23 protein-coding genes are annotated in these 22330 nt (G+C 66.4%); 7 read left to right on the forward strand and 16 right to left on the reverse strand.

The features are described 5' to 3' along the window. Nucleotides 1–8: 8 nt before the first annotated feature. Nucleotides 9–1103: a redox-regulated ATPase YchF gene (ychF, locus tag WS45_RS27605; RefSeq protein WP_059532716.1), complete on the reverse strand. Its 1095-nt coding sequence runs from the start codon at nucleotides 1101–1103 to the stop codon at nucleotides 9–11. A 247-nt stretch (nucleotides 1104–1350) separates the two neighbouring features. Between ychF and WS45_RS27610 the strand changes: the two genes are divergently transcribed. The 4 genes from WS45_RS27610 to WS45_RS27625 all read left to right on the forward strand — a co-directional run bounded on the left by WS45_RS27610 (nucleotide 1351) and on the right by WS45_RS27625 (nucleotide 6007). Then, nucleotides 1351–2529 (forward strand): UbiH/UbiF family hydroxylase, encoded by a 1179-nt coding sequence (locus tag WS45_RS27610; RefSeq protein ID WP_059702630.1) that lies wholly within the window; start codon nucleotides 1351–1353, stop codon nucleotides 2527–2529. Between the two features lie 90 nt (nucleotides 2530–2619). Next, nucleotides 2620–3348 (forward strand): DsbC family protein, encoded by a 729-nt coding sequence (locus WS45_RS27615; protein WP_059702632.1) that lies wholly within the window; start codon nucleotides 2620–2622, stop codon nucleotides 3346–3348. A gap of 115 nt (nucleotides 3349–3463) precedes the next feature. Next, complete coding sequence (locus WS45_RS27620; RefSeq protein ID WP_059702634.1) at nucleotides 3464–5263, forward strand: M61 family metallopeptidase; 1800 nt, start codon at nucleotides 3464–3466, stop codon at nucleotides 5261–5263. Between the two features lie 147 nt (nucleotides 5264–5410). After that, nucleotides 5411–6007: an FMN-dependent NADH-azoreductase gene (locus tag WS45_RS27625; RefSeq protein ID WP_059692322.1), complete on the forward strand. Its 597-nt coding sequence runs from the start codon at nucleotides 5411–5413 to the stop codon at nucleotides 6005–6007. Between the two features lie 117 nt (nucleotides 6008–6124). Here the strand turns inward: WS45_RS27625 and WS45_RS27630 are convergent, their stop codons facing one another. From WS45_RS27630 to rpe, 8 genes are all read right to left on the reverse strand, one after another. Further along, nucleotides 6125–7030: a uracil-DNA glycosylase gene (locus tag WS45_RS27630; protein ID WP_059532705.1), complete on the reverse strand. Its 906-nt coding sequence runs from the start codon at nucleotides 7028–7030 to the stop codon at nucleotides 6125–6127. 13 nt (nucleotides 7031–7043) lie between these two features. Further along, nucleotides 7044–7670, reverse strand: a complete 627-nt coding sequence (locus tag WS45_RS27635; protein ID WP_059702636.1) for a CYTH domain-containing protein — start codon at nucleotides 7668–7670, stop codon at nucleotides 7044–7046. Continuing rightward, nucleotides 7670–8455, reverse strand: a complete 786-nt coding sequence (gene trpC, locus WS45_RS27640; RefSeq protein WP_059532701.1) for an indole-3-glycerol phosphate synthase TrpC — start codon at nucleotides 8453–8455, stop codon at nucleotides 7670–7672. Before trpC ends, WS45_RS27635 begins: the two co-directional genes overlap by 1 nt. Nucleotides 8456–8484: 29 nt before the next feature. Then, nucleotides 8485–9516: an anthranilate phosphoribosyltransferase gene (gene trpD, locus WS45_RS27645; RefSeq protein ID WP_059702638.1), complete on the reverse strand. Its 1032-nt coding sequence runs from the start codon at nucleotides 9514–9516 to the stop codon at nucleotides 8485–8487. A gap of 13 nt (nucleotides 9517–9529) precedes the next feature. Next, nucleotides 9530–10129: an aminodeoxychorismate/anthranilate synthase component II gene (locus tag WS45_RS27650; RefSeq protein WP_059532695.1), complete on the reverse strand. Its 600-nt coding sequence runs from the start codon at nucleotides 10127–10129 to the stop codon at nucleotides 9530–9532. A gap of 13 nt (nucleotides 10130–10142) precedes the next feature. Then, nucleotides 10143–11636: an anthranilate synthase component I gene (gene trpE, locus WS45_RS27655; RefSeq protein WP_059532692.1), complete on the reverse strand. Its 1494-nt coding sequence runs from the start codon at nucleotides 11634–11636 to the stop codon at nucleotides 10143–10145. A 358-nt stretch (nucleotides 11637–11994) separates the two neighbouring features. Next, nucleotides 11995–12750 carry a phosphoglycolate phosphatase gene (locus tag WS45_RS27660; RefSeq protein WP_059532689.1) on the reverse strand — a complete coding sequence of 252 codons (756 nt, stop codon included), beginning with the start codon at nucleotides 12748–12750 and terminating at the stop codon, nucleotides 11995–11997. Nucleotides 12751–12754: 4 nt separating this feature from the next. Beyond that, nucleotides 12755–13441: a ribulose-phosphate 3-epimerase gene (gene rpe, locus WS45_RS27665; protein WP_006482066.1), complete on the reverse strand. Its 687-nt coding sequence runs from the start codon at nucleotides 13439–13441 to the stop codon at nucleotides 12755–12757. 177 nt (nucleotides 13442–13618) lie between these two features. On the opposite strand from rpe, the gene apaG reads away from it, so the two are divergent. Then, entirely contained in the window at nucleotides 13619–13993 is a 375-nt protein-coding gene (gene apaG / locus WS45_RS27670; protein WP_057924835.1) for a Co2+/Mg2+ efflux protein ApaG, read from the forward strand. A gap of 14 nt (nucleotides 13994–14007) precedes the next feature. Here the strand turns inward: apaG and WS45_RS36270 are convergent, their stop codons facing one another. Further along, nucleotides 14008–14151 (reverse strand): hypothetical protein, encoded by a 144-nt coding sequence (locus tag WS45_RS36270; protein WP_006758475.1) that lies wholly within the window; start codon nucleotides 14149–14151, stop codon nucleotides 14008–14010. A gap of 28 nt (nucleotides 14152–14179) precedes the next feature. Between WS45_RS36270 and mltA the strand changes: the two genes are divergently transcribed. Then, nucleotides 14180–15304 (forward strand): murein transglycosylase A, encoded by a 1125-nt coding sequence (gene mltA, locus WS45_RS27675; RefSeq protein WP_244135304.1) that lies wholly within the window; start codon nucleotides 14180–14182, stop codon nucleotides 15302–15304. 138 nt (nucleotides 15305–15442) lie between these two features. Here mltA and paaK read toward each other — a convergent pair whose 3' ends face one another. From paaK to paaN, 5 genes are all read right to left on the reverse strand, one after another. Beyond that, a complete protein-coding gene (gene paaK / locus WS45_RS27680) occupies nucleotides 15443–16741 on the reverse strand; it encodes a phenylacetate--CoA ligase PaaK (protein WP_059702640.1) in 1299 nt (432 codons plus the stop codon). A 38-nt stretch (nucleotides 16742–16779) separates the two neighbouring features. Beyond that, a complete protein-coding gene (gene paaI / locus WS45_RS27685; RefSeq protein ID WP_059692318.1) occupies nucleotides 16780–17232 on the reverse strand; it encodes a hydroxyphenylacetyl-CoA thioesterase PaaI in 453 nt (150 codons plus the stop codon). Between the two features lies 1 nt (nucleotide 17233). Beyond that, the gene (paaG, locus tag WS45_RS27690; protein WP_059692317.1) at nucleotides 17234–18025 is read right to left on the reverse strand and encodes a 2-(1,2-epoxy-1,2-dihydrophenyl)acetyl-CoA isomerase PaaG; all 792 of its coding nucleotides are present in this window, start codon (nucleotides 18023–18025) and stop codon (nucleotides 17234–17236) included. Between the two features lie 45 nt (nucleotides 18026–18070). Continuing rightward, a complete protein-coding gene (gene pcaF / locus WS45_RS27695) occupies nucleotides 18071–19273 on the reverse strand; it encodes a 3-oxoadipyl-CoA thiolase (RefSeq protein WP_059692316.1) in 1203 nt (400 codons plus the stop codon). A gap of 87 nt (nucleotides 19274–19360) precedes the next feature. Further along, nucleotides 19361–21067 carry a phenylacetic acid degradation protein PaaN gene (gene paaN / locus WS45_RS27700; RefSeq protein WP_059692315.1) on the reverse strand — a complete coding sequence of 569 codons (1707 nt, stop codon included), beginning with the start codon at nucleotides 21065–21067 and terminating at the stop codon, nucleotides 19361–19363. Between the two features lie 129 nt (nucleotides 21068–21196). Here paaN and WS45_RS27705 point away from each other — a divergent pair, with 129 nt between their 5' ends. Further along, the gene (locus WS45_RS27705) at nucleotides 21197–21973 is read left to right on the forward strand and encodes an enoyl-CoA hydratase (protein ID WP_059692314.1); all 777 of its coding nucleotides are present in this window, start codon (nucleotides 21197–21199) and stop codon (nucleotides 21971–21973) included. A 176-nt stretch (nucleotides 21974–22149) separates the two neighbouring features. Here the strand turns inward: WS45_RS27705 and WS45_RS35900 are convergent. Continuing rightward, nucleotides 22150–22330: hypothetical protein (locus WS45_RS35900; RefSeq protein WP_218921645.1), on the reverse strand; the 181-nt coding region annotated here is incomplete at its 5' end.

The raw sequence follows: 22330 nt of genomic DNA on the forward strand, positions 1-22330 counted from the left end.
TGCACGTATCAGACGTTGAACAGGAAGTTCATCACATCGCCGTCGTGCACGACGTATTCCTTCCCTTCCGCGCGCATCTTGCCGGCTTCCTTCGCGCCCTGTTCGCCCTTGTACGCGACGAAATCGTCGAATGCGATCGTCTGCGCGCGAATGAAGCCGCGCTCGAAGTCGGTGTGGATCACGCCGGCCGCTTGCGGCGCGGTATCGCCGATGTGGATCGTCCACGCGCGCACTTCCTTCACGCCCGCGGTGAAGTAGGTCTGCAGGCCGAGCAGCTTGAAGCCCGCGCGGATCACGCGGTCGAGGCCCGGCTCTTCCATGCCCATGTCGGCGAGGAACGCTTCCTTGTCCGCATCGTCGAGATCGGCGATTTCCGCTTCGATCGCCGCGCACACCGCGACCACCGGCGAATTCTCGCTTTCAGCGTACTTGCGCACCGCTTCGAGGTGCGGGTTGTTCTCGAAGCCGTCGTCCTTCACGTTCGCGACGTACATGGCCGGCTTCGCGGTGATCAGGCAGAACGGCTTGAGCAGCGCCTGCTCGTCGTCCGACAGGTCGAGGCCGCGCACGGCCTTGCCCTGGTCGAGATGCGCGCGAACCTTTTCGAGCACCGCGGCGAGCTTCACCGCTTCCTTGTCGTTGCCCGACTTCGCGGCCTTCGAGTAGCGCGTGAGCGCCTTCTCGACGGTGCCGAGGTCGGCGAGCGCGAGTTCGGTGTTGATCACTTCGATGTCGTCGATCGGGCTGACCTTGCCGGCGACGTGGATGACGTTGTCGTCCTCGAAGCAACGCACGACGTGCGTGATCGCATCGGTTTCGCGGATGTTCGCGAGGAACTGGTTGCCGAGGCCTTCACCCTTGCTCGCGCCCGCGACGAGGCCCGCGATGTCGACGAATTCGACGACGGCCGGCACGATGCGCTCGGGGTTGATGATCTCGGCGAGCGCCTTCAGGCGCGTGTCCGGCACCTCGACGATGCCGACGTTCGGTTCGATCGTGCAGAACGGGTAGTTCTCGGCGGCGATGCCGGCCTTGGTCAGCGCATTGAACAGGGTGGACTTGCCGACGTTGGGCAAGCCGACGATGCCGCATTTGAGACTCATGGAATCCTTCGGACGGGTAAGGCGGCGCGGCCGGACAGGGCACGGCGGCGCGGGAAAATAGGGACGGCCGGCGCGTGGGGCGCGGCGGGCCGACGTTCAAAGGCGCTATTGTACCGCGCCGACGCCCCGGTTTCCGGCCTTCCCCCGAATGCCCGATGCGACGGGCCGCCGCGCTGCCGGGCCGGCCCGCGATTATGCTGATTTCCCGCAAAGTCCGGCCGCGTAAGGGATTGGCCCCGCAGCTATAATGCCCGCCATGACTGCCCACCACACCTTCGACGTCGCCGTGGTCGGCGGCGGGCTCGTCGGCAAGACGGCCGCGCTCGCGCTGACCCAGTCCGGCTACAAGACCGCCTTGCTCGCCCAGCCGGCCACGCCGCGCCCCGCCGATCTCGCGTTCGACACGCGCATCTACGCGCTGTCGTCCAGCTCGCAGGCATTGCTGGAGCGGCTGCGGGTCTGGCAGGCGCTCGACCATGGCCGGCTCGCGCCGGTCTACGACATGCGCGTATACGGCGATGCGCACGCGGAACTGCATTTCTCCGCGTACCAGGCTTCCGTGCCGCAACTCGCCTGGATCGCCGAATCGTCGCTGATCGAGACGTCGCTCGACGCCGCGCTGCGGTTCCAGCCGAACCTCACGTGGTTCGATGCGCGCGCGCAGGGCTTCGACGTGCGCGACGACGCAGCGGTGCTCACGCTGTCGTCGGGCCAGGTGCTCGAAGCGGACCTCGTGGTCGGCGCGGACGGCGCGCATTCGTGGGTGCGCTCGCAAATGGGGGCCAAGGTCGAGCGGCGCGATTACCGGCAGACGGGCGTCGTCGCGAACTTCAAGGCGTCGCTGCCGCACCGCGAGACGGCCTGCCAGTGGTTTCACGAAGGCGAGATCATCGCGTTGCTGCCGCTGCCGGACGGTCACGTATCGCTCGTGTGGTCCGCGCACACCGCGCACGCGGACGAACTGCTCACGCTCGATCCCGCGCAGCTTGCGGCCGAAGTCGAGCGCGTGTCGCACGGCCAGCTCGGCGCGCTCGAATGCGTGACGCCGGCGGCCGGCTTCCCGCTCGCGCTGCAGACCGTCGACAAGCTGATCGCCCCGCGTGTCGCGCTCGTCGGCGATGCCGCGCACCTGATTCACCCGCTCGCGGGGCAGGGGATGAACCTTGGGCTGCGCGACGTCGCGGCGCTCGCCGATGCGATCGCGAACAAGGAGAGCTTCCGCAACCTCGGGGACACGGTGCTGCTGCGCCGCTACGAGCGTTCGCGCCGCGAGGACATCCGCGCGCTGATGGTCGCGACCGACGGGCTGCAGCGGCTGTTCGCGGTGCCTGGCTCCCTTGCGAAGGCGGTGCGCAACGCGGGCATGGCGTTCGTCGGTGCGCAACCGCTCGTGAAGCGCTGGCTCGTGTCGGCCGCGCTCGGCTGATCGAACCTTCGCGCCTTCGGCCTGTCGGACAGGGTTCCGTTACGGCGTACACTGTGACGTGCACTCCGATTGAGCTGAAGGAACTACAGGATGAAAAAAACGATCCGCATCGCATCGCTGGCGCTGGCCGTCACGATGGCGACGCTCGGCTGCACCGCGCAGGCCGACCAGACCACCGACAAGCTGAAAGCTACGCTGCAAGCGCGACTCGGCAACGACGCACCGATCAAGAGCGTGTCGAAATCGCCGATCGCGGGCCTGTACGAAGTGAACCTCGGCACGCAGATCATCTATAGCGATGCAGCCGGCGACTACGTGCTGCTCGGCGATCTCGTCGACACCAAGACGCACAAGAACCTGACCGACGCGCGCCTGTCCGACCTCAACAAGATCGACTTCGCGAGCCTGCCGTTCGCGAACGCGATCAAGGTCGTCAAGGGCAACGGCGCACGCAAGATCGCGGTGTTCTCCGATCCGAACTGCCCGTACTGCAAGCGCCTCGAGACGACGCTGCAGTCGATCGACAACGTGACCGTCTACACGTTCCTGTACCCGGTTCTGTCGCCCGATTCGACCGCGAAGTCGAAGGCGATCTGGTGCGCGACCGACCGCGCGAAATCCTGGGAAGGCTGGATGCTCGACCATCGCGTGCCGACCGGCGCCGGCACCTGCGACACGACCGCGCTCGACAAGAACCTCGCGCTCGGCCGCGGGATGAACGTCACCGGCACGCCGACGATCTTCCTGCCCGACGGCCGCCGCCTGCCGGGCGCGGTGTCGGCCGATCAGCTGAACCAGGCGCTCGCGTCGAGCAAGTAACCGACCGACACGCCGGGCCGCATGGCCCGGCCAGCGAGGGGCGCCCGCGACATCAGCCGGCGCCTCTCGTCGTTTCCGCCGCCGTATTCCGTCCGATTTTCGTCCGAATCCCACGATGACCCAGCCGATCCGTTATTCGATTGCCCCGAAAGATCTTGCCGCGCACCTGTTCGAAGTGTCGGTGACGGTCGCCGATCCCGATCCCGAAGGCCAGCGCTTCTCGCTGCCGGTGTGGATTCCGGGCAGCTACCTCGTGCGCGAGTTCGCGCGCAACATCGTGACGCTCGCCGCGTTCAACGACGCGGGCCGCAAGGTGCGAATCGCGAAAACCGACAAGAACACGTGGCAGGCCGCGCCGGTGAACGGCGCGCTGACGCTTCGCTACGACGTGTACGCGTGGGACCTGTCGGTCCGCTCCGCGTATCTCGACGAATCGGGCGGCTTCTTCAATGCCACGGCCGTGTTCCTGAGCGTGGCCGGCCGCGAGGATGCGCCGTGCGAGGTCGACATCGCGAAACCGGCGGGCCCGGCGTTCCGCGCGTGGCGCGTCGGTACGTCGCTGCCCGAGGCGCGCGGCACCCGGCGCTACGGGTTCGGCGCGTACCGCGCGTCGAACTACGACGAACTCACTGACCATCCGGTGACGATCGGTGAATTCGCGCTGGCGACGTTCGACGCGCACGGCGTGCCGCACGACATCGTGATCGCCGGGCGCGTGACGCAGCTCGACATGGAGCGGCTGCGCGCCGACCTGAAGCGCGTGTGCGAGGCGCAGATCGCGCTGTTCGAGCCGAAATCGAAGAAGGCGCCGATGGACCGCTACGTGTTCATGACGCTCGCGGTCAGCGACGGCTACGGCGGCCTCGAGCACCGTGCGTCGACCGCGCTGATCTGCAACCGCACCGATCTGCCGGTGAAGGGCCGGCCGGAAACGACGGAAGGCTATCGCACGTACCTCGGCCTGTGCAGCCACGAGTATTTCCATACGTGGAACGTGAAGCGCATCAAGCCGGCTGCGTTCGTGCCGTACGACCTCGCGCGCGAAAACTACACGTCGCTGTTGTGGCTGTTCGAGGGCTTCACGTCCTATTACGACGATCTGATGCTCGTGCGCAGCGGGCTGCTGTCGCAGGACGAATATTTCGCGGCGCTCGGCCGTACCGTCGGCGGCGTGCTGCGCGGCACGGGGCGGCTGAAGCAGAGCGTCGCGGAAAGCTCGTTCGATGCGTGGATCAAGTACTACCGCCAGGACGAGAACGCGACCAACGCGATCGTCAGCTACTACACGAAGGGTTCGCTCGTCGCGCTCGCGTTCGATCTCGCGATCCGCGCGCAGACGCGCAATCGCAAGTCGCTCGACGACGTGATGCGCTTGCTGTGGCAACGCTACGGACGCGAGTTCTATCGCGGCAAGCAGGCGGGCGTCGAGGAAAACGAGGTCGAGACGCTGATCGAGGAAGCGACGGGCGTCGCGCTCGGCCGGCTGTTCGCCGACGCCGTGCACGGCACGCGCGACCTGCCGCTCGCCGACCTGTTCGCGCCGTTCGGCGTGACGCTCGCGCCCGAGGTCGCGCCTGGCGCGGCTGCGAAGCCGACGATCGGCGCGCGCCTGCGCGGCGGCGCGGACTGCACGCTGGCGGCGGTATATGAAGGCGGCGGTGCGCGTCGTGCGGGGCTGTCGGCCGGCGACACGCTGATCGCGCTCGACGGGCTGCGCGTCACCGGCACGAACCTCGATACGCTGCTCGCACGCTACCGCCCGGGCGACAAGGTCGAGGTGCATGCATTCCGCCGCGACGAGCTGCGGACCGCGAAGCTGAAGCTCGACGGCCCGGAAGTCGCGCGCTACCGGCTGACGGCGGCCGCCAAGCCGGCTGCCGCGCACAAGGCCCGGGAAGCCTGGCTGAAGGGCTGAGCATGCGCGAGCGGGTTTCGGGGCGCGATCAATGATTGTTCTGCTGTTGCAACAATCCGTCGCCTTGAGCCCGCTTTTTCGCGACCATGCGGCCACGCACAATGGCGTCACTCGCGCTACCGAAGCGCAACCAAACCGGAGCCTGACATGACGACCATTCTGCAAATCAATTCCGCGGCGCGCTCGCAAGGTGCGCAATCCACGCTGCTGGCCAACGAACTGACGGCAAAGCTGCAACAATCGAACCCGGGCGCGAACGTCGTGGTTCGCGACCTGCTGGCCGACGCGCTGCCGCACCTCGACGAATCGGTGCTCGGCGCATTCTTCACGCCGGCCGACCAGCGCAGCGCGGAACAGAATGCGATCGTCGCGAAGAGCGATGCACTGATCGCCGAACTGCAGGCCGCCGACATCATCGTGATCGGCGCACCGATGTACAACTTCGGTGTCTCGTCGCAACTGAAGACGTATTTCGACTGGATCGCCCGCGCAGGCGTCACGTTCCGCTACACCGAGAACGGCCCGGAAGGCCTGGTCAAGGGCAAGAAGGTTCACGTGGTGACGGCGCGCGGCGGCAAGTACCTGGGTACGCCGAACGACAGCCAGACGCCGTTCCTGCGCACGTTCCTCGGCTTCATCGGCTTGACCGACGTAAGCTTCATCCACGCGGAAGGCCTGAATCTCGGGCCGGATGCGCAAAGCGCCGCGCTTGCCGGCGCCCGCGAAGCGATCGCTGCCGCGTAAGGTCGATGCGGGTGCGTTGCACCCGCTGCGTCGCCAGATAAAAAAACGCCGCGTCCCGAAAGGGGCGCGGCGTTTTCGCATGATGCAGACGAAAGCGGGAAGCTGAACGCGGAACGGCTACGCGAGCGTTTCGGCCACCTCCGGCAGGCGCCAGTCGATCGGCTCGCGACCCGCTTCGACCAGATAGTCGTTCGCGAGCGCGAAGTGGCGGCAACCGAGGAAGCCGCGGTGCGCGGACAGCGGCGACGGATGCGGCGCCTCGAGCACGCAATGCGCGCTCGCATCGAATAGCGCGCGCTTCGCCTGCGCATGCGCGCCCCACAGCATGAACACGAGGCCGCGATGGCGGCTGGCGAGTTCGCGGATCAGCGTGTCCGTGCATTGCTCCCAGCCGCGCCTCGCGTGGCTCGCGGCCGCGCCACGCTCGACCGTCAGCACGGTGTTGAGCAGCAGCACGCCCTGGCGCGCCCAGGTATCGAGGCAGCCGTGACGCGGTGTGTCGTGGCCGAAATTCGCGGCGATTTCCTTGAAGATGTTGCGCAGCGACGGCGGCGTGCGCACGGCCGGCGGCACCGAGAAAGCCAGGCCATGCGCCTGCGGCGTGCCGCGGTCGTCGCCGTGGTACGGATCCTGGCCGAGGATCACGATCTTCACGTCGTCCGGGCTCGTCAGGCGCAGCGCGCGAAACACGTCGGTCGGGTAGACGGTCTTGCCGGCCGCGCGTTCGTCGTCGACGAAGCGGCACAGCGGTGCATACGCGTCGCTGTCGGTGAAGGGTTTCAGCACGTCGCGCCAGACGGCCGGCAGTGCGTCGAACTGCGCGGCGAGGTGTGGGACGTGCGCGGCAGCGGGCTGCGGCGCCGCGGCAGCCGGGGCGGTTGCCGCGGCCTTCCTTGCGGGCTTGCGCCCGGCCGCGGCGGGCGCGGGTGCCGGGGCGGAAACATCGTCCTGCGCCGTTTCCGGCACGGGATCGTCGAACAGCGACGCCTGTTGCGGCGTCCGGAGAGTCTTGCGGGTTGCCATGCGTGATGCGGGTTTATTGCGCGCGCAGCCGGTAGCCGCGCTGCGCCTTGCTGATGTTTTCGGGGGCGAGGCCCGGCAGCGCTTGCTGCAGTTCGGCGGCGAGCGTCGCGAGCGCCGCTTCCGGGCCGTCGATCAGTTCGAGTTCGATTTCGCTGATCGGTTCGCGGCGCGTATCGTTTTCCGCCTGGACGACGATCTCGCCGACGTCCACCGCGGCCTCGACGGTTGCGCCGCCGATTGCGATGCGCCACAGCGTACGCGAAAAATCCGTCCGGAACAGCGCGTGCAGCGCCGGCGCGGCGTCGCGCAGCGCGGTGGCAGCGTTCGGCACGTCGCACGCGGCGACGAGCGCATCGATTTCGAGCGCATCGCCGGCGACGGGCAACTCCCATTCATGGCGGCGATGCAGGCCGGCTTCCGCGCTGCCGACCGTCTTGAACGTCTGCAGCCAGCCATGCGGCGTGCGGCGCACGCGCACCGCGCTCTTCGAACGGGCCAGCGCGAGATCGGGCGTGTCGTAGTAGACGTTCGCGAGCGCGATGACATCGCCGGCTTCGCCGGTCAGCGTCTCGAAAAAGCGCCGCGCCGCATCGGCCTCGCCGGCCGGCAGCGCGAGCTTGATTTCCTTTTCGATCGCCATCAGAAGAACATCCGCGCGAGTTCCTCGCCCGGCTGATCGGCGCGCATGAACGCCTCGCCGACGAGAAACGCATTCACGTTCGCCGCGCGCATCGTGTCGACGTCGGTGCGCGACAGGATGCCCGACTCGGTCACGACCATGCGGTCCGCCGGAATCATGTCGAGCATGTCGAGCGTGGTCTGGATCGTCGTCTCGAACGTGCGCAGGTTGCGGTTGTTGATGCCGAGCAGCGGTGTTTTCAGCGTCAGCGCCTGTTCCATCTCGTCGCGGTCGTGAACTTCGACCAGCACCGCGAGGCCGAGCGAGTGCGCATACGCCTCGAGGTCCTGCATCAGCGGCGTGTCGAGTGCGGCGGCGATCAGCAGGATCGCGTCGGCGCCCATCGCGCGCGCTTCGAGGATCTGGTACGCATCGACGATGAAGTCCTTGCGCAGCACCGGCAGCGTGCAGGCCGCGCGCGCTTCCTCGAGATAGCGGACGCTGCCCTGGAAGAATTGCTCGTCGGTCAGCACCGACAGGCACGCGGCGCCGTGGGCCGCATACGAGCGCGCGATGTCGGCCGGCACGAAATGCTCGCGCAGCACGCCCTTCGACGGGCTCGCCTTCTTCACTTCGGCGATCACCGCCGCGTTGCCGGCCGCCTGCTTCGCGCGCAGCGCGCCGACGAAGTCGCGCAGGTCGCGCGTCGATGCGTCCAGTTTCAGTGCCTCGAGCGGCGTGCTGCGCATGGCCGCCGCGACTTCGTCGCGCTTGACGGCGATGATTCGGTCGAGAATGTCGCTCATGTGGGTTCCTGCTTGATTCGTAAAGGGAGTCAGCGCTTGAACTGCTGCGTGAAACGCACGAGTTCGTCGACTTTCGCGCGCGCCTTGCCGCTCGCGATCGCTTCGCGGGCGAGCTGGATGCCGTCCGCGATCGATTCGGCGATATTGGCCGCATAGAGCGCGGTGCCCGCGTTCAGCGTGACGATCTCGCGTGCGACGCCCGGCTGGTTGTCCAGTGCGCCGAGCAGCATCGTGCGCGATTCCTCGGCATTTTCCACCTTCAGCGTGCGGTTCGACACCATCTGCAGGCCGAAGTCCTCCGGATGGATCTCGTATTCGTGCACCTCGCCGTCGCGCAATTCGCCGACGAGCGTCGCGGCGCCGAGCGACACTTCATCCATCCCGTCCTTGCCGTACACGACCAGCACGTGCTGCGCGCCGAGGCGCTGCATCACGCGCACCTGGATGCCGACCAGGTCGGGGTGGAACACGCCCATCAGCTGGTTCGGCGCGCCGGCCGGATTGGTCAGCGGGCCGAGAATGTTGAAGATCGTCCGCACGCCGAGCTCGCGGCGCACGGCCGCGATGTTCTTCATCGCCGGATGATGGTTCGGCGCGAACATGAAGCCCATGCCGGTTTCGGCGATCGACGCGGCAACCTGGTCGGGCTGCAGGTCGATGTTCACGCCGAGCGCCTCGAGCACGTCGGCGCTGCCGGACTTGCTCGACACGCCGCGGTTGCCGTGCTTCGCGACCTTCGCGCCGGCCGCGGCCGTGATGAACATCGACGCGGTCGAGATGTTGAACGTGTGTGCGCCGTCGCCGCCCGTGCCGACGATGTCGACGAAGTTCGAGTTGTCCTGCACTTCGACGTGGTTCGCGAATTCGCGCATCACGGTCGCGGCGGCGGCGATCTCGCCGATCGTCTCCTTCTTCACGCGCAGTCCGGTGATGATCGCGGCCGCCATCACGGGCGACATGTCGCCGCGCATGATGAGCCGCATCAGGTGCAGCATCTCGTCGTGGAAGATCTCGCGGTGTTCGATCGTGCGTTGCAGCGCTTCCTGCGGGGTAATCGTCATCGTATGTCTCCCGTCAGGCTGCCGGCGCGGTCGCGCGGGCCGTTGCGCGATTCTGCTTCAGGAAATTCTCGAGCAGCGCGTGGCCGTGCTCGGAGAGGATCGATTCCGGGTGGAACTGCACGCCTTCGATCGGCAGCGTCTTGTGACGCACGCCCATGATCTCGCCGTCGTCGGTCCACGCGGACACCTCGAGGCAGTCGGGCAGCGATTCGCGTTCGATCGCGAGCGAATGGTAGCGGGTGACGTCGAAATGTTTCGGCAGATCGGCGAACACGCCGCGGCAGTCGGTTTCGATCCGGCTCACCTTGCCGTGCATGATGGTCTTCGCGCGCACGACGCGGCCGCCGAAGGCTTCGCCGATCGCCTGATGGCCGAGGCAGACGCCGAGGATCGGCTTCTTGCCCGCGAATTCGCGCAGCACGTCGAGCGTGATGCCCGCGTGCTGCGGGTTGCTCGGGCCGGGCGACAGGCAGATGGTGTCGGGGTTCAGGCGCGCGATCTCGTCGAGCGTGATTTCGTCGTTGCGATACGTGCGCACGTCCTCGCCCAGTTCGCCGAAGTACTGGACCAGGTTGTAGGTGAACGAGTCGTAGTTGTCGATCATGAGCAGCATGGTCAGTCTCCGGTCAGAAGTCGCTATCGAGGCCGTCCTGGACCTGTTCGGCCGCACGCAGCACCGCGCGCGCCTTGTTTTCGGTCTCTTGCCATTCGGATTCGGGCACCGAGTCCGCGACGACGCCGGCCGCCGCTTGCACGTACAGGTTGCCGTTGTGGATCAGGCCCGTGCGGATCGCGATCGCGAGATCCATCTCGCCCGAGAACGACAGGTAGCCGACGGCGCCGCCGTACAGCCCGCGCTTGATCGGCTCGAGCTCGTCGATCAGTTCCATCGCGCGCACCTTCGGCGCGCCGGACAGCGTGCCGGCCGGGAACGTCGCGCGCAGCACGTCGTAGTTCGTCATGCCGGGCTTCAGCTTGCCTTCGACCGAGCTGACGATGTGCTGCACGTGCGAGTACTTCTCGATCACCATCTTGTCGGTCACCTGCACCGAGCCGATCTCCGCGATGCGGCCGACGTCGTTGCGCGCGAGGTCGATCAGCATCACGTGCTCGGCGATTTCCTTCGGATCGTTCAGCAGTTCGGTCGCGAGTTCCGCGTCGCGCTCGGGCGTGTTGCCGCGCGGACGCGTGCCGGCCAGCGGACGGATCGTGACGATCTGGTCGTCGCCGCGCTTTTCCTGGCGCACCAGGATTTCCGGCGACGCGCCGACCACGTGGAAATCGCCGAAGTTGTAGTAATACATGTACGGCGACGGATTCAGCGAACGCAGCGCGCGATACAGCGACAGCGGGTTGTCGCGGTACGGTTTCGTCAGCCGCTGGCCGACCTGGATCTGCATCAGTTCGCCGGCCGCGATGTATTCCTTCGCCTGGCGCACGGCGGCCAGATAGTCTTCCTTCTTGAACTCGCGGAACGTCTCGGTGCGCACGCTCGCCGACGTCACCGGCGGCTGCACGGTCGTGCGCAGGCGCTGCTTCAGTTCGCGCAGGCGCTGCTTTGCTTTCGTATAAGCCTCGGGCTGGGCCGGATCCGCATAGATGATCAGGTAGAGCTTGCCGGCGAGGTTGTCGATCACCGCGACTTCCTCGGTGAGCAGCAGCTGGATGTCGGGCAGGCCGAGATCGTCGCGCGGCGCGGTGTTCGCGAGCTTCTTCTCGATGTAGCGCACCGCGTCGTAGCCGAAATAGCCGGCGAGGCCGCCGCAGAAGCGCGGCAGGCCCGGGCGCTGCGCGACCTTGAAACGCGCCTGGAACGATTCGATGAATTCGAACGGGTCGCCGTCGTGCGTCTCGACGACCTGGCCGTCGCGCACCACTTCGGACACGCCGTTGCGGGTGCGCACCAGCGTGCGAGCGGGCAGGCCGATGAACGAATAGCGGCCGAAGCGTTCGCCGCCGACCACCGACTCGAGCAGGAACGAGTTGGCGCCCGCGCGTTCAGGCTGGGCCAGCTTCAGGTAGAGGGACAGCGGCGTTTCGAGGTCGGCGAGCGCTTCCGCGATCAGCGGGATGCGGTTGTAGCCTTCGTTCGCCAGCGATTGGAATTCGAGTTCGGTCATGTTCCGGTCCTGTTCGGGACGAGCGGCGGAGTGCGCCAGGGATCACTTGACGCTGCGCGGGTTGCCGTCGGCGAAAGGGCGGTCGATCGAGAAGTGCCTGTTGCCGGCCGGCACTCCGGGCGTGAACGTCGCGAGCCTGCGGCCGGTCCTGAACGCAAGCGTTCGGACGCGGTAGAACTCGAGGTGGTGCGACGATCGGCGCGCGGATGCGCAGCGAGATAAAAAACGGCGCTGAAGACGTGCCTCAGCGTACCTCATCGAAGAGGTTAGCGCGACCAGCGACGCCAGGGCCAGGCTCCCCGGTCGATGCTGCTCAGACTCCGTTTTTTATTCAGAAACATGCGGATGGAAGAAATAATCAGATGGTTGGCCGGCCGGCGTTGTGCGCGGTAATCGCGCGGGCCGCGACCAGCAACGAATCGACTATACCATCCGAATTTATCGTTTGTATAGCTTTGCCGTGGTTGTAGCCGTACGGCACCGTCAGCGTCGCCATCCCCGCCGCGCGGCCCGCCAGCGCGTCGTTTTCCGAGTCGCCGATCGCGACGGCCGCGTCCGGCGCGACGCCGAGCGCGTCGCATGCCGTCAGCATCGGCAGCGGATCGGGCTTCTTGCGCGCGACGCTGTCACCGCCGAGCACGACGCCGAAGCGATCGATCAGCCCGTATTGCTCGAGCAGCTCGACCGCGAAGCGGTGCGGCTTGTTCGTCACGCACGCGAGCCGGATGCCGGCTGCGCGCAGCGCGTCGAGGCCGGTTGCGACGTCCGGATAGAGGCGCGTGTGGCGGCCGTTGATCTTCGCGTATTCGGTCTGGTAGATCGCGAGCGCGTCGTCGAAGCGCGCGTGCGCCTCGTCGGGCGCGAAGCGCGGCTTCAGCACGCTCTGGATCAGGTGCTCGGAGCCCTTGCCGACGTAGCCGATCACCTCGTCGCGCGACGTGGCCGGCGCACCGAGCTGCGCGAGCATCCCGTTCAGCCCGGCCGTGAAATCGTCGGCCGTGTCGACCATCGTGCCGTCGAGGTCGATCAGCGCCGCGTCGATGCGCGGCCTCGCGAAACGGATCGTGCCGTCGGCTGCGGCCGGTGCCTGACCGGCCAGCGAGGAATCGGCCACGGCGTCAGCTCCGCTCGACGGTGGCGAGCGCGGCGCGCATCTCGTCGATCACCTTGCGGTAGTCGGGCTTGCCGAAGATCGCCGAACCCGCGACGAAGGTGTCCGCGCCGGCCGCCGCGATTTCCGCGATGTTGTCGGCCTTCACGCCGCCGTCCACCTCGAGCAGGATCTCGCGGCCGGTGCGCTCGGTGTATGCGTCGATGCGGGCGCGCGCTTCGCGCAGCTTGTTCAGCGTTTCCGGAATGAACGACTGGCCGCCGAAGCCCGGGTTCACCGACATCAGCAGCACGAAGTCGAGGCGATCCATCACGTGATCGAGATAGTTCAGCGGCGTCGCCGGGTTGAACACGAGGCCGGCCTTGCAGCCGTGATCGCGGATCAGCGACAGCGTGCGGTCGATGTGGTCGGAGCCTTCCGGGTGGAAGCTGATCAGGTTCGCGCCGGCTTTCGCGAAATCGGGCACGATCCGGTCGACCGGGCGCACCATCAGATGCACGTCGATCGGCACCTGCACGTGCGGGCGGATCGCCTCGCAGACGAGCGGGCCGATCGTGAGGTTCGGCACATAATGGTTGTCCATCACGTCGAAGTGAATCCAGTCGGCGCCGGCGGCGACCACGTTGCGGACTTCTTCGCCGAGCCGTGCAAAGTCGGCCGACAGGATGCTGGGAGCGATGCGGAATTGAGTCATGACAGGGGAGCGGGGACGCTGCGGCGCAAAACCGCCATTCTACCGTCAGGCGACCCGGTGCGCGGCGACGGGCCGTGCGGTTGCGGCCCGATTCCGCATAGAATGCCGAACCAGTGCGGCGCGCCCGCGGCCCCGCCGCTCGAGTCGGCGCGGGCGGTTACCTACAGCGGAAACACCATGAGTCAGTATCAGTTCACCGTTTCGGTGAAAACCAGCTACTTGCCGGAACAATCCGACCCCGATCGACGTCAATACGCATTCGCGTACACGCTGACCATCCGCAATACCGGGCAGGTCGCGGCGCAGCTGATCGCGCGTCACTGGATCATTACGGACAGCGAAAACCACGTGCAGGAAGTGAAGGGGCTCGGCGTCGTCGGGCACCAGCCGCTGCTGCAGCCGGGCGAACAGTTCGAATACACGAGCTGGGCCGTGATCGCGACGCCGGTCGGCACGATGCGTGGCGCGTACTTCTGCGTGGCGGAGGACGGCGAGCGGTTCGACGCGCCGGTCGACGAATTCGCGCTGCACATGCCGCGCACGCTGCATTGAGCGTGCGGGGCCGGTCAGCGCGGCTGGCGGTCGTTGCCGCGGGCGTGCTTCTTCCTGCCCGACGACGTCCACACGACGATGAAGATCAGCAGGGCAAGCGCTACGAAAGCCTCGAGCGCGAAGATGAGCATCGGATATTGGTCGAGAAAATCTGACATGGCGGTTTCCATCAAGAACGAACATTGTATGTGGTTTGGGCCCCGGGCGGCCGGCTGGGTTGCGGCGGTCGCGACGGCAGCGCTGCTTGCCGCGTGCGGCGGCGCGCCGACGCGGACGTCGGCGCTGAAGCCGCCGACCGGCGCGGCGATCGTGCCGGGACAGGTTGCCGCGAAGCGGCTTACGCCGGTGGCGTGGCAGCAGGTGCCGGGGTGGCAGGACGATTCGCTGATCGGCGCGACGGCCGCGCTGCGGCAGAACTGCGCGCGGCTCGCGCGCCAGCCGGCATGGCAGCGCGCCTGCGCGGCTGCCGATCGCCTCGACGAGCTCGACGTCGGCAGCGCGCGTGCATTCTTCGAAACGTATTTCACGCCGTTTCAGCTGGCGAATACCGACGGCACGCTCGACGGGCTCGTGACCGGCTATTACGAGCCGCTGCTGCACGGCTCCCGCGTGCGTCGCGGCCCTTACCAGTACGCGCTGTACCGCTGGCCGGCCGGCTATCGCGCCGGTGCCGCGCTGCCCGCTCGCGCGCAGCTCGAGCGGGCGGGCATCCTGAACGGCAACGAACTCGTGTGGGTCGACGATCCGATCGAGGCGTTCTTCCTGCAGGTGCAGGGTTCAGGGCGCGTGCTGCTCGACGATGGTTCGGTGATGCGGGTCGGCTTCGGCGGCACCAATAACCAGCCGTATCGCTCGATCGGCAAGTGGCTGCTCGATCGCGGCGAGCTGACGCCCGCACAGGCGACGATGCAGGGCATCAAGGCGTGGGCGAAGGCGAACCCGACTCGCGTGGACGCGTTGCTCGACACGAATCCGCGATTCGTGTTCTTCCGCGACATGCCGACCAAGGAAGATGCACCGCACGGCGGCGCGGACGGCCCGATCGGCGCACTTGGCGTGCCGCTCACGGCGGAGCGTTCGATCGCGGTCGATCCGTCGTCGATCCCGCTCGGCACGCCGGTATTCCTGCAGACCACGCGTCCGCTGACGAATACGCCGATGAACCGGCTCGTGTTCGCACAGGACACGGGTTCCGCGATCAAGGGCGGCGTGCGGGCCGACTATTTCTGGGGGCTGGGCGACGACGCCGGCGACCAGGCCGGACGGATGAAGCAGATCGGCCGGATGTGGCTGCTGTTCCCGAATTCGTGATGCGCGGTGGTGCCGGCGTATGCGTGTAGCCGGGCATCGAAGTGAAACAGCCCGATCGGCGTTGGCCGGTCGGGCTGTTTTTTTGCTTCGCGATTGCTGTTGCGGGCGGCGGTCGGGTAGCGGGGGGATGGGCGAGTATCAGCCCTTGCGCTTGTCGATCACGCGGCGCGCCTTGCCGACCGAACGCTCGATTCCGTTCACGGGCAGCACGTTGATCACGGCGGTTACGCCGATCAGCGACTTGATGTCGTGCGCGAGCGCTTGTCTCGCCGCATGGATTGCCGCCGTGTCGGGGGCAGTGTCGGGGCACGGCTCGACATTGAGCGTCAGCACGTCGAGCGGACCTTCCTTCGTCAGCACGATCTGATAGTGCGGCGCGAGCGCACGCTGTTTCAGCAGCTGCTCTTCGATTTGCGTCGGGAAGACGTTGACGCCCCGCACGATCATCATGTCGTCCGAGCGCCCGGTGATCTTTTCCATCCGGCGCATCGTGCGGGCGGTGCCGGGCAGCAGACGCGTGAGGTCGCGCGTCCGGTAGCGGATGATCGGCAGCGCTTCCTTCGTCAGCGACGTGAAGACCAGCTCGCCGAGTTCACCGTCCGGCAACACTTCGCCGGTGTCGGGGTCGATGATTTCCGGATAGAAGTAGTCTTCCCAGATGGTCGGGCCATCCTTGGTCTCGACGCATTCCGATGCGACGCCGGGGCCCATCACTTCGGACAGCCCATAGATGTCGACCGCGTCGATGCCCATCCGCTGCTCGATGGCCACGCGCATGTCGTTGGTCCACGGCTCAGCGCCGAAGATGCCGATGCGCAGCGAGCTTTGTGCGGGATCGAGGCCCTGGCGCTCGATCTCGTCGGCGATCGACAGCATGTAGCTCGGCGTCACCATGATGATGTCGGGCCGGAAATCCTGGATCAGCTGCACCTGCTTTTCGGTCTGGCCGCCGCCGAACGGGATCACGGTCAGGCCCGCACGCTCGGCACCGTAGTGTGCGCCGAGCCCGCCGGTGAACAGGCCGTATCCATAACTGACGTGGACCTTGTCGCCACGCCGCGCACCGGCCGCGCGGATCGAGCGCGCGACGAGATTGGCCCACGTGTCGATGTCGCGCGCCGTATAGCCGACGACGGTCGGCTTGCCGGTCGTGCCCGACGACGCGTGAATGCGCGAGATCTGGTCCTGCGGCACCGCGAACATTCCGAACGGGTAGCTGTCGCGGAGGTCGCTCTTGGTCGTGAACGGGAAGCGCGACAGATCCGTGAGCGTTTTCAGGTCGTCGGGATGCACGTCCGCTTCGTCGAATTTGCGGCGATAGACGGGGGAGTGGTCGTACGCATGCCGGAGCGACCACTTCAGGCGTTCGAGCTGCAGTGCGGTCAGTTCGTCGCGTGAGGCGGTCTCGATCGGCTCGAGCGGTAGCGGGGTAGTCATGCCTGTCTCCAGTGATTGTTATGAGCGAGCCGTGGACGTCAATGCTCTTCCGGCAGCACCGTGCCCTTGATCTGGGCCGATTTGCCCCGAAACATCGCGACCGTTTCGCCTGTCTGGTTCGTGACGCGGATGTCGTAGATGCCGTACCGGCCGCTGCGCGTCTGCTCGATCGCTTCGGCCGTCAGCAGGTCGTGACCGTATACGGGACGCAGGTATTCGATCGAGCAGCCAGCCGCAACGGTATTCAGGTTGTACGAATTGCACGCGAACGCAAACGTCGAATCGGCGAGCGTGAAGATGATGCCGCCGTGGCAGGTCTGATGTCCGTTCAGGAATTCCGGCCGTACGCGCATCTGCAGACGTGCGTAGCCGGCGCGCACTTCGGCGATTTCCATGCCGAACGCGCGGCTGCAGGCGTCCGCGTCGTACATGGCCCGTGCCGTCGCGTGGGCGAGCGCGTCGGGGTCGAGCGTGTCGTTGGCGGTGGTCATGTCAACGCCCCTCGAAGCGCGGGGCACGCTTCTCGATGAACGCCTTCACGCCTTCCGCGTAGTCGTACGACTGGCCGAGCTTGCGCTGCAGGTCGCGTTCGAGGTCGAGCTGCTGGTCGAGCGTATTCGTGACGCTGTCGCGCATCGATTGCTTGATCGACGCGATCGCGAGCGTCGGTTGCTGCGCGAGCTGATTGGCGAGCTGACGGACCGACACGGCGAGCGCATCGTCGTCGACCGCACGCCAGATCAAGCCCCATTGTTCGGCCTGTTCGGCGCCGAGCTTGTCGCCGGTCAAGGCGAGCCCCAGCGCGCGTGCCATGCCGACGCGTTGCGGCAGGAACCATGTCCCGCCGGAATCGGGCACGAGCCCGATCTTGACGAATGCCTGGATGAAGCTGCTCGAGCGTGCTGCGAAGACGATGTCGCAGGCGAGCGCGAGATTCGCGCCGGCGCCGGCCGCCGTGCCGTTGACGGCGGCGATCACCGGAACCGGCATGCGTTGCAGGCGACGAATCAGCGGATTGAAATGCTCGTCGATCAGCGTGCCGAGGTCAGTGGACGCGCCAGGCGTGAAGTCGAGATCGGCCAGGTCCTGGCCTGCGCAAAAGCCACGCCCCGCACCCGTCAGGATCAGCGCTCGTGCGCCGGCCGTTTCGACTTCATCGAGCGCAGACTGCAGTTCGCGGTGCATCGCACGCGTGAAGCTGTTCAGCTTGTCCGGGCGGTTGAGGGTGATCGTGGCCACGCGGGCAGTCTGATCGATATCGAGCTGGATCGCCTCATATGACATGCAGTGTCTCCTTCATGACTTCGTTATAGGCGCGCGGCGCGTCGGTTACACGCGCTCGATGGCGATCGCGATGCCCTGGCCGACGCCGATGCACATCGTACAGAGCGCAAACCGGCCGCCCGTACGCTCGAGTTGGTGAAGCGCCGTGGTCACGAGCCGAGCGCCCGATGCGCCGAGCGGGTGGCCGAGCGCGATCGCACCGCCGTTCGGGTTCACGCGCGGATCGTCGTCGGCGACGCCGAGCATGCGCAACACCGCGAGACCTTGCGAGGCGAACGCTTCGTTCAGCTCGATCACGTCGAACTGGTCGATCGTCATGCCGAGCTGGCGCAACAGTTTCTGCGTGGCCGGCGCCGGTCCGATCCCCATCACGCGCGGTTCGACGCCGGCGGTTGCCATGCCGACGACGCGTGCGCGGCGGCGCAGCCCATATTGATCGGCAGCTTCCGCGTTGGCGAGCAGCAGGGCGCATGCGCCGTCGTTGACGCCCGACGCGTTGCCGGCCGTTACCGAGCCGTCCGGTCGCACGACGCCCTTCAGCTTCGCGAGCGCTTCGAGAGACGTTTCGCGCGGATGTTCGTCGCGCGATACAACGAGCGCGTCGCCTTTCTTCTGCGGAATCGTCACCGGGACGATTTCCTCGGCGAGCGTGCCGTCTTGCTGCGCACGTGCGGCCTTTTGCTGGCTGCGCAGCGCGAACAGGTCCTGGTCGGCACGGCTGATGTCGTAGTCGACAGCGACGTTCTCGGCCGTCTCCGGCATCGAATCGACGCCGTATTGCTGTTTCATCAGCGGATTGACGAAACGCCAGCCGATCGTCGTGTCGTAGATGTCGGCCTGGCGCGCGAATGCGCTGGCGGCCTTGCCCATCACGAAGGGCGCGCGCGTCATGCTTTCGACACCGCCCGCGATCATCAAGCGGGCCTCGCCCGCCTTGATCGCGCGCGCGGCGGTGCCGACGGCGTCCATGCCCGAGCCGCACAGCCGATTCAGCGTCGTACCCGGCACGGCGGTCGGCAGGCCCGCGAGCAGCGCGGACATGCGCGCGACGTTGCGGTTGTCCTCGCCGGCCTGGTTTGCGCAGCCGTAGACGACGTCGTCGATTGCCGACCAGTCGACGTTGCGGTTGCGTTCGATGAGCGCCTTGAGCGGCACCGCGCCGAGATTGTCGGCACGAACGTCTTTCAGGGCGCCGCCGTAGCGGCCGATGGGGGTGCGAATCGCGTCGCAGATGTAGGCGTCGGTCATGGGGATGTCGATGTGCAACGAACCCGCCGGTTGGCGGATTCGTTCATGGTAGAGAACGTGATGGCGTTTGCACGTCGGCCATTCGGGTTATGCCGTCTGGCCGGCTTCCGCAGGTACGGCCTTCGGCGCAACATGGACGCGGCTTTGCACCACACGGAACCGGTTGGCGACGAACGCCGGATCGGCGAGCGCCGCGTTGGCGGCCGGGTTCGCGCCGGTGCCGTGGAAGTCGGAGAATGCGGCCGACTGGTTGACGAACACGCCGCCCGTCAGGTTGATCGACAGCGCGACGCCGCCACGCACCGCTGCATCGTGCGCAGCGTCGAGGACCTTGTCGTCGGTGCTGTAGACGGAGAGCGTCAGTGCACCATGTTCCGCGGCGATTTCGCCGGCGAGATCGAGCGACTGCGCGGTCGAGTCGGTCGCGATGACGAACGAGATCGGGCCGAACCACTCCTGCGTGAATTTCGCGCGGTCGGCCACGTCGAGCTGCAGCACGAGCGGCGTACGCACGCGAGCATCGGCGAACGTCGGATGCTGGAGCGTCTGGCTGTCGGCGAGCACACGACCGAGCTTGCGGGCGTCGTCGATGCGCGCGGCCACGCCGTCGTTCTGGATCGCGCCGATCAGTTCGACCGAGCGAGCCGGGTCGCCGGTCAGTTTCTGCACGGAGACGGCGATCGCCTGGGCGACTTCGTCGAAGCTTGCATGGCCGTCCGCCGTCCGGATGCCGTCGCGCGGCACGTAGATGTTCTGCGGTGCCGTGCACATCTGGCCGGAGTACAGCGCCAGCGAGAACGCGATGTTTTTGGCCGCGGCCTTCAGGTCGTCGGTCGAGTCGATCACGATCTGGTTGACACCGGCCTTCTCGGTATACACCTGTGCCTGATGGGCATGGCGTTCGAGCCACGTGCCGTTTTGCGTGCTGCCCGTGAAGTCGATCAGCTTGATTTCAGGACGCAGTGCGAGGTCTTGCACGAGGGCGCCGTCGTTCGGCTCGGTCGCGAGGAGCGTAACGACGTTCGGATCGAAACCGGCTTCGCGCAGCACGTCGCGGGCGATGCGGACCGTGATCGCGAGCGGCAGGATCGCGCCCGGATGAGGTTTGACGATCACCGTGTTGCCGGTCGCCAGGTCGGCGAACAGACCGGGGTAGCCGTTCCAGGTCGGGAACGTGCAGCAGCCGAGCACGAGGCCGGTGCCGCGCGGGACGATCGTATAACGCTTGTGCATCGCGAGAGGCGGGTTCTTGCCTTGCGGCTTCTCCCAGTGTGCATCTGCGGGGATGCGGCGCAACTCGTCCCAGGCGTAGGCGACCGCTTCGAGCGCACGATCCTGCGCGTGCGGGCCGCCGGCCTGGAACGCCATCATGAACGCCTGGCCCGTCGTGTGCATTACGCTGTAGGCAATCTCGAAGCTTGCGCGATTCAGCCGTGCGAGGATTTCGAGACTGACGCCGATCCAGGCGCTCGGGCCGGCTTCGCGCCATGCACGCTGGGCATTAGCGGCCGCGGCAATCAGTTCGTCGGGTGTCGATTTCGGATAGCGGATGCCCAGCGCGATCCCGTACGGCGACTGCTCAGCGCCGACGGTTCCAGCGGACGCCGGCTGGTCGAGCACGAACGTGTTGCCGAGGTGTGCCTTGAACGCCGCTTCGCCATCTGCGTTGGCGCTTTCCCCGTACACTTTGGGACTCGGCATTTCCGCGAACGGGCTCCAGTACCCGCGGCTCTCGATGGCGGCGAGGGCGTGTTTCAGCGTGTCTTCGTGCTTCGTGAACAGTGCATGGGTCATGACGGCGGCCTAATGGACGTAGGGAAGGGTTGGATCGATTAATTAACCGACCGGTTGGTCGGAGAATGGTAGCATCAAACTATTCGCATGTGCGAGGCGTTTCTCATTTCATTGATCGAGGAGAAATAGATGTCTTACGAGAACATCCTGGTGGAGACCCGGGGGCGAGTCGGGCTGATCACGCTGAACCGTCCGAAGGCGCTAAATGCGCTGAACGATGCGCTGATGGATGAATTGGGTGCTGCGCTGAAAGCGTTCGACGCAGACGACGCGATCGGCGCGATCGTCGTGACGGGGAGCGAAAAGGCGTTCGCGGCGGGGGCCGACATCGGCATGATGGCGACCTATTCCTATATGGATGTTTATCGCGGCGACTACATCACCCGTAACTGGGAGAGCGTCCGCGAGATCCGCAAGCCGATCATTGCTGCCGTGGCGGGCTTTGCGCTTGGCGGCGGTTGCGAGCTCGCGATGATGTGCGACATCATCTTCGCAGCGGATACGGCCAAGTTCGGCCAGCCCGAGATCAAGCTGGGCGTGATGCCGGGCGCAGGCGGCACGCAGCGTCTGCCGCGCGCGGTGTCCAAGGCGAAGGCGATGGACATGTGCCTGACGGCGCGCTTCATGGACGCGGCCGAGGCGGAACGGGCAGGGCTCGTATCGCGCGTGCTGCCGGCCGACAAACTGCTCGACGAAGCGATTGCCGCAGCGACGACGATTGCCGAGTTTTCACTGCCAGCTGTCATGATGGTCAAGGAGTCGGTGAATCGCGCGTACGAGACGACGCTGGCCGAAGGTGTCAACTTCGAGCGTCGACTGTTCCATTCGCTGTTCGCGACCGAAGATCAGAAGGAAGGGATGGCGGCATTCGTCGAGAAGCGGAAGCCGGTATTCAAGAACCGCTGATTTGCCGGCGGCTGGGTGGTGCTTGGCGAGCGACGGGTGTCGGTCGCCAGCGTGATCACCCGGTGCAGTGAACCCGAAGCCCCCGTGCGCGGCAGCGCACGGGGGCTTTTTCAAAATATTTTCACAAAGGGGTTGCGGAGACCGGGGTGGGTGCTTAGAATCACGCCTCCTTCGCGCTAACGGAAACGCAGCGCGGGAGGAAGAAGGGAAGCGGTGCGGTCGAGGGCGGTTGTAGAGCCACGGCGCACACGAAGTTGAACCCCAGTCGTCGCAACGAAGTAGTTCAGAAAGTTGTTGACGAGCTGAAAAAGACGGTTCATAATCTCGCTTCTCTGCTGCTGAAAACGCAGCGCTGCT

Source organism: Burkholderia sp. RF2-non_BP3, assembly GCF_001522185.1.
GTDB classification, from domain to species: domain Bacteria; phylum Pseudomonadota; class Gammaproteobacteria; order Burkholderiales; family Burkholderiaceae; genus Burkholderia; species Burkholderia diffusa.

What these genes read in the sequence shown, in the direction of transcription:
- mltA (WP_244135304.1), top strand. Translation starts at nt 14,180, where the DNA reads ATGTGGTTTGGGCCCCGGGCGGCCGGCTGGGTTGCGGCGGTCGCGACG.
- paaI (WP_059692318.1), bottom strand. Translation starts at nt 17,232, where the DNA reads ATGACCACCGCCAACGACACGCTCGACCCCGACGCGCTCGCCCACGCG.
- ychF (WP_059532716.1), bottom strand. Translation starts at nt 1,103, where the DNA reads ATGAGTCTCAAATGCGGCATCGTCGGCTTGCCCAACGTCGGCAAGTCC.
- trpC (WP_059532701.1), bottom strand. Translation starts at nt 8,455, where the DNA reads ATGAGCGACATTCTCGACCGAATCATCGCCGTCAAGCGCGACGAAGTC.
- trpD (WP_059702638.1), bottom strand. Translation starts at nt 9,516, where the DNA reads ATGACGATTACCCCGCAGGAAGCGCTGCAACGCACGATCGAACACCGC.
- WS45_RS27625 (WP_059692322.1), top strand. Translation starts at nt 5,411, where the DNA reads ATGACGACCATTCTGCAAATCAATTCCGCGGCGCGCTCGCAAGGTGCG.
- WS45_RS27705 (WP_059692314.1), top strand. Translation starts at nt 21,197, where the DNA reads ATGTCTTACGAGAACATCCTGGTGGAGACCCGGGGGCGAGTCGGGCTG.
- WS45_RS27610 (WP_059702630.1), top strand. Translation starts at nt 1,351, where the DNA reads ATGCCCGCCATGACTGCCCACCACACCTTCGACGTCGCCGTGGTCGGC.
- WS45_RS27650 (WP_059532695.1), bottom strand. Translation starts at nt 10,129, where the DNA reads ATGCTGCTCATGATCGACAACTACGACTCGTTCACCTACAACCTGGTC.
- WS45_RS27620 (WP_059702634.1), top strand. Translation starts at nt 3,464, where the DNA reads ATGACCCAGCCGATCCGTTATTCGATTGCCCCGAAAGATCTTGCCGCG.
- rpe (WP_006482066.1), bottom strand. Translation starts at nt 13,441, where the DNA reads ATGACTCAATTCCGCATCGCTCCCAGCATCCTGTCGGCCGACTTTGCA.
- paaN (WP_059692315.1), bottom strand. Translation starts at nt 21,067, where the DNA reads ATGACCCATGCACTGTTCACGAAGCACGAAGACACGCTGAAACACGCC.
- WS45_RS27630 (WP_059532705.1), bottom strand. Translation starts at nt 7,030, where the DNA reads ATGGCAACCCGCAAGACTCTCCGGACGCCGCAACAGGCGTCGCTGTTC.
- trpE (WP_059532692.1), bottom strand. Translation starts at nt 11,636, where the DNA reads ATGACCGAACTCGAATTCCAATCGCTGGCGAACGAAGGCTACAACCGC.
- WS45_RS36270 (WP_006758475.1), bottom strand. Translation starts at nt 14,151, where the DNA reads ATGTCAGATTTTCTCGACCAATATCCGATGCTCATCTTCGCGCTCGAG.
- WS45_RS27635 (WP_059702636.1), bottom strand. Translation starts at nt 7,670, where the DNA reads ATGGCGATCGAAAAGGAAATCAAGCTCGCGCTGCCGGCCGGCGAGGCC.
- apaG (WP_057924835.1), top strand. Translation starts at nt 13,619, where the DNA reads ATGAGTCAGTATCAGTTCACCGTTTCGGTGAAAACCAGCTACTTGCCG.
- WS45_RS27615 (WP_059702632.1), top strand. Translation starts at nt 2,620, where the DNA reads ATGAAAAAAACGATCCGCATCGCATCGCTGGCGCTGGCCGTCACGATG.
- paaK (WP_059702640.1), bottom strand. Translation starts at nt 16,741, where the DNA reads ATGACTACCCCGCTACCGCTCGAGCCGATCGAGACCGCCTCACGCGAC.
- pcaF (WP_059692316.1), bottom strand. Translation starts at nt 19,273, where the DNA reads ATGACCGACGCCTACATCTGCGACGCGATTCGCACCCCCATCGGCCGC.
- paaG (WP_059692317.1), bottom strand. Translation starts at nt 18,025, where the DNA reads ATGTCATATGAGGCGATCCAGCTCGATATCGATCAGACTGCCCGCGTG.